Source organism: Paraclostridium sp. (assembly GCF_051657365.1).
Classification (GTDB): Bacteria; Bacillota; Clostridia; order Peptostreptococcales; family Peptostreptococcaceae; genus Paraclostridium.
This window is the reverse complement of sequence record NZ_JBOFKN010000200.1, coordinates 1-4,328: the sequence shown is the minus strand read 5'-3', so window position 1 is coordinate 4,328 and position 4,328 is coordinate 1. Positions and strand designations below refer to the sequence as shown.

The following is a 4,328-nucleotide window of genomic DNA, read 5'->3' as shown; positions in this document are numbered from 1 at the left end:
AGTGGAAATACATTATTTGAATGTATTTCAAATTTATTTGATACTATAAAAAAATTAGATTATTTAAGAATAGAAGATATATTGGATGAACCTATTACTAATATTACAGATTTAAAATCATATATTTTTGATAAATTATATATTAAAGATGATGAAGACGAATATGAGGAGTGTATAGGTCTATCTAAAATTGATAATTTTTTAAATTTAGATATTGAGATTTTTAGGGCGTGGTATTCTTATATAAAAGCAGAAACAAACAAAGAGGTAGTTTATCATACTTATCACGGAACAAAAGGATTAGAGTTTGATAATGTGATAATTTTTATGAAGAATAGTTTTAATAGAAATTCAGATTTTTTTACTGGTTTCTTCAAAAATTATACTACTTTAAGTAATCAACATCGTTCTCCACAGAATCTTTTATATGTAGCAGTTACAAGAGCTAAAAAAAATTTAGCTATTCTTTTTTTAGATGAATTACCAAAAGATGATACTGTATTAAATATAGAAAAAATATTTGGCAAAATTAATAAAGCATTAGAGGTTTGATTTGATTATATTAATTTGTATAATTAAATAACTGAGAAGTTTTTTATAGCTAAAAAATTTAGGAGGAATTCTACTTATTAAACAACTAATTGAACAAAATTAAGATTAGACCTGTTGATAATATAAAACTTTATAAAAAAGCAGTAATTCTTTTTATAGGAACTGAATCTATTACTTATAAAATTCATAATATTACAGATATGAGTTTTGAAAACTTACAAAAAAGAGTTTATGGGTTATAAAATATATAAAAATGATTGAAAAGGCTATATATTGTAGCCTTTTTATATTGTCAAAGATATGAAATTGCTATATACTTAAGATATAAGATAACAAAGGTAAAAGAAAGGAGAGTCAAAAATGACAAAAGAAGATGTAAGAGAAAAATTATTAGAAATGAAAGAACAATATGTTTTCGAAATAACAGGAGAAAAGGCTAAAAAGAAAACATACTCAAAATTATATTTTTTAAAATTAAATGATGATAGATATTTAGCTTGTGATATATTAGCAGGATTTGTAATAGGAACTATAATAGAAGAAAATTATATGACTTTAGAAAAGACTTTAGAAATGATTCAAGGGTATTTAGATGAAGGATATACTTTAGTAGGAATAAGTGATCCAAAGTTCTCAAAAATTGTTGAGTAGGGAGTAAAAAATGCTAGAAAAACTAAGACTGTTAAGAAAAAATAACTTTAAGATAAAGATTTTAAATAAACTTTCTGGAAAATTATTAAATGAAGATATTTTCAAAATATTAAAAGAAAGGCAGAGTTGGAATACCCCTTATTTAGAAGATGATATTTCAATATTAGAAATAATAGAACCTAAAATTTTTTATAAAAAAAATTACTTGGAAAAGAAGTTGATATTTTAGATTTAACTCATATTAGTAATTCAAGAATAAATGATTCAGCTAAAGAAATAGGAAGTGTTAAATTAAAAAACTATTTTATTTTAAAAAATAAAGAAGAATTAAAATCATTACATGTAGAAATTCAAAAAGAACTTGAAAAAAAACCAGAGAAATATTATATATATAAATATGCTTGGAATAATATTTTAGCTTTATATAATGGTGATTTTTCACATAGATTTCTGTCTTTAAGAAAAAATTTAGAGATATATGATTTAGAAATGACTTTAAAAGTAGAAAATTATATTGAAGTTTCTCTTAATATAGAATATATAGAACAATTAAATTTAAAATTTGATTATTATATAACGACAAAAAAGAATTTAGATAATTTAGAAAAAGAAATATGGAAAATAATATATTCTGATAGAAGTTTAAAAAATTTAATTTATAAAAAGGAAATAGAAGAGTTGAAAACCTTTTATTCTACTTTAGAAAGTAAGTATTTTCAGGATTTTTATATACTAAAAGCTCCTAAAAATTTCTATAATATAATTTTTGATTTAAAACAAAATGATTTTAAAAAATTAAAACTACTTGGAGAATCTATAGATAAAAAAATGAAATATATTTAAAGAAATTTCTATTAAGTACAAAAGAAAAGTAAAAATATTATGAAGGGAGAAGAGAAAATGGAGTTTATTCATCCAAATCATTACTTTAATAAAAATCCAGAATATAAATCTGAAGGAATTAAAACTTTAGAAATATTATTGGAGGGATTATCAAATAAACAACAAACAGCTTTATTAAGGGGTCTTCAAGATGGAAATAGTCAATTTGAAGAAAATCAATATTTACAGCATGCAGTAGAAAGTACTGTTAATTGCTTCTTTAAAAAAAATTTTGATAAGTTTGTATATGAACCTAAAGCAAGTTTTGGAAATAAAAATATGGACTGTGGAGTAGAAATAGATAATTTTAAAATCAATTTTGAAGTAAAATGTCCCAAAATTTCTTTAAAGGAAGAAGGAGTATTATATACTCAAGCTATTGGATTTGAAAGTCCTCAAATAGCGGAAGAAAAAACAAAAGATCCTATAAATGGAATAAAAAAATTATTATCAAAAAGTGGTTATAAGAAAATTCTATCATATAATGAAGTAGGTGGAGCTAAAAATAAATATTCTGATTTATTATACCTTTTAAAAGAAACACATTTAAAATCTAGAGATAATGAAGTTAATATTTTAGTTGTTTCTTTATACTCTAAACATAATTTTACAGAATGGATTAACTACTATTGGGATATTATAATAGATCCTACAAATAAAAGAGAATTTCAAAATGTAGATGGAATAATTTTTACAAATACAATAAATCATCATATTAATAACTTGGAATCAACTTCGTATCCCTGGTCATTAGAAAAACACCTTTTATTTTTTGTTAAAAATCCATTAAAACCTAATAAAAATATAAATAAACTTGAAATGATAATGAGAAACATATTTGGAGAAAATATACTATTGTTACAAAATGAAATGATAAAATTTGATAAAAATATTAAGAATAAAGTTTTGTTGAAAGAAGCGAGTCTTATATTACAAATAAATCATAGGTTAGTCAAACGTCCAATAGTTTATACAAACGAATATATTTGTGAAAATATTGATTTATTAAAAAGAGAAGTTTTTGAAGCTTATGAAGAAAATAAAGAAAAATTTAAAAAATTTGGGATAATAGATTTTTATAAGATGTTAAATGAAACTATTTGGGATATAAGAACAAATGCTAATATGACTGAAGAAAGAATAGAGCGATTATTTTTATGTAGTAAGTTAATAGATAAAATTGAAGAAAAAGAAGGTAAAAAATTTTTAGACAATGAAAAATATATGTATATGAAAGAAAGATAATTATTTGAACTAATTTTTATTAATACAACTAAATAATTATATGTAAATTTAAAGTGATTAAAACAAGGTTGAATCAAAGTAGGTTAAAAAACCAAGCCGTTTTAATCACTTTTTATTTTTTTAGAATAATCTCGTATTTGGAATTGAATACGAGATTTAATTTATTGATAATACTAAGATTTATTAATAATTTAAAATTTACAAAAGATTAAAAGAGAAATTATTTTATTATATGCGAGATTTTTCTTATATATTGATTATAGGTTTTTTTTCTATTAATAGTAATTATTCTACAAAAAATAAAAAAATCTAGTCATAACCTTTTTATTGTTCACTAGATTTTCTATCTTTATTTAATTTTAACTTTTGGATCTAATTTCTATTTTTATATCAGATCTCATATTGATTTTTTACTATTTCTTTGATTACGTCAAATGCTTTATTATAGTAATCATTTGCTCTTGTATATGCCCAACTACATATTTCAATACATTTTATTAATAAATATAAGTTAATTTTTTCTTCATATTTCTCATATAAATCATCATTTTTGTAATAACCTTTAAAAAATGCTTTTTTATTACTGTTCCCATAATTATCTATCAAAATTAAAGCAAAGTCTGATTCTTTTTCTCCTATAAATGCCGTTTCAAAATCTATTAATGAAAATTGTCTATCTTTTTTATTGAACAATATATTTCTAATATTAAAATCATTATGACATATGGTTAATTTTTCATTATTTCTTATAATATTTTTTTTAAATATAATGTCTATTAACGAAAAACACTTTTCATATATATCATAGTGATTTATTTCATTATTATTACGAATTGTATATTTAAACTTCTCTATTTTGTTACTTACATACTCTTCATATCTCATCTTTTTTATTTGGTTTTCTTTAGTTACATAGATATAATCTTCTTTCAATTTGTTTTTTTCATGGAATTCTCTTAATTTCTCACCAATATTATGCCATATTTTTTCTTTATCTA

7 protein-coding genes are annotated in these 4,328 nt (G+C 21.1%); 6 read left to right on the top strand and 1 reads right to left on the bottom strand.

The genetic code is table 11. The features are described from left to right. From ACRCYC_RS15400 to ACRCYC_RS15375, 6 genes are all read left to right on the top strand, one after another. Positions 1–552: 3'-5' exonuclease (locus tag ACRCYC_RS15400; RefSeq protein WP_438533415.1), on the top strand; the 552-nt coding region annotated here is incomplete at its 5' end. Positions 553–641: 89 nt separating this feature from the next. After that, entirely contained in the window at positions 642–794 is a 153-nt protein-coding gene (locus ACRCYC_RS15395) for a hypothetical protein (RefSeq protein ID WP_438619989.1), read from the top strand. Positions 795–912: 118 nt separating this feature from the next. Further along, a complete protein-coding gene (locus ACRCYC_RS15390; RefSeq protein WP_438533414.1) occupies positions 913–1,203 on the top strand; it encodes a hypothetical protein in 291 nt (96 codons plus the stop codon). Between the two features lie 10 nt (positions 1,204–1,213). Further along, on the top strand, positions 1,214–1,432 hold the full coding sequence (locus ACRCYC_RS15385; protein WP_438533413.1) for a hypothetical protein: 219 nt from the start codon (positions 1,214–1,216) through the stop codon (positions 1,430–1,432). 260 nt (positions 1,433–1,692) lie between these two features. Beyond that, positions 1,693–2,046, top strand: coding sequence for a hypothetical protein (locus ACRCYC_RS15380; RefSeq protein ID WP_438533412.1), 354 nt, complete (start codon positions 1,693–1,695; stop codon positions 2,044–2,046). A gap of 57 nt (positions 2,047–2,103) precedes the next feature. Continuing rightward, on the top strand, positions 2,104–3,330 hold the full coding sequence (locus tag ACRCYC_RS15375) for a hypothetical protein (protein ID WP_438533411.1): 1,227 nt from the start codon (positions 2,104–2,106) through the stop codon (positions 3,328–3,330). 390 nt (positions 3,331–3,720) lie between these two features. On the opposite strand, the gene ACRCYC_RS15370 is transcribed toward ACRCYC_RS15375, so the two are convergent. Then, a partial coding sequence (locus ACRCYC_RS15370) for a phosphotransferase (RefSeq protein WP_438533410.1) occupies positions 3,721–4,328 on the bottom strand: 608 nt, incomplete at its 5' end.

What these genes read in the sequence shown, in the direction of transcription:
- ACRCYC_RS15375 (WP_438533411.1), top strand. Translation starts at nt 2,104, where the DNA reads ATGGAGTTTATTCATCCAAATCATTACTTTAATAAAAATCCAGAATAT.
- ACRCYC_RS15380 (WP_438533412.1), top strand. Translation starts at nt 1,693, where the DNA reads ATGACTTTAAAAGTAGAAAATTATATTGAAGTTTCTCTTAATATAGAA.
- ACRCYC_RS15385 (WP_438533413.1), top strand. Translation starts at nt 1,214, where the DNA reads ATGCTAGAAAAACTAAGACTGTTAAGAAAAAATAACTTTAAGATAAAG.
- ACRCYC_RS15390 (WP_438533414.1), top strand. Translation starts at nt 913, where the DNA reads ATGACAAAAGAAGATGTAAGAGAAAAATTATTAGAAATGAAAGAACAA.